The following is a 479-nucleotide window of genomic DNA, read 5'->3' as shown; positions in this document are numbered from 1 at the left end:
CCCATCTGCAGGGGCTTGTGGGCTGAACCCAGCCTGACCTCGGTACCACTTTCTCCAGCACAGGCGGCCTCTATCCAGTGCGCTTTTGCATAGCCCAGCCGCTTGCGGTTCCACTTGCTCCTCGCTCCGGTGCCGACTTCCAGATCGAGGCCGGTTTCCTTGAGGCGGTTAAACAGCGCCCAGCGGGTGCTGTTGACCGCAGCGGCATCCTTCAAGGGTGCCTTGCGTTGCGCTTCGATACGGGCCAGACGCTTCGGATCGCGGGCCAGAAAGTCCCGTACATCCTGATTGTTCTTGCGCTGGTTGCAGGGACCGCACGCCAGTGTCAGATTCGATACCCGATCACTGCCGCCTTTGCTCTTGGGGTGGATATGGTCGATAGTCAGCGGGGTATGCTCTGCATCGCAATAGACGCACTTACGGCCCCATTTCTCCAGTAGATATTCCCGGACCTCGTAGCCGAACAGGGTGCCGTGCTG

General features: G+C 60.3%; 1 protein-coding gene. It reads right to left on the bottom strand.

Features of this window, described 5'->3' with window-relative positions; translation table 11 throughout:
* On the bottom strand, positions 1 to 479 hold a 479-nt coding region (iscB, locus tag HJG40_RS13195; RefSeq protein ID WP_215864624.1), incomplete at both ends, for an RNA-guided endonuclease IscB.

The organism is Acidithiobacillus concretivorus, assembly GCF_018853445.1.
Lineage (GTDB): Bacteria > Pseudomonadota > Gammaproteobacteria > Acidithiobacillales > Acidithiobacillaceae > Acidithiobacillus > Acidithiobacillus concretivorus.
This window is presented reverse-complemented; position numbering and strand designations above follow the sequence as displayed.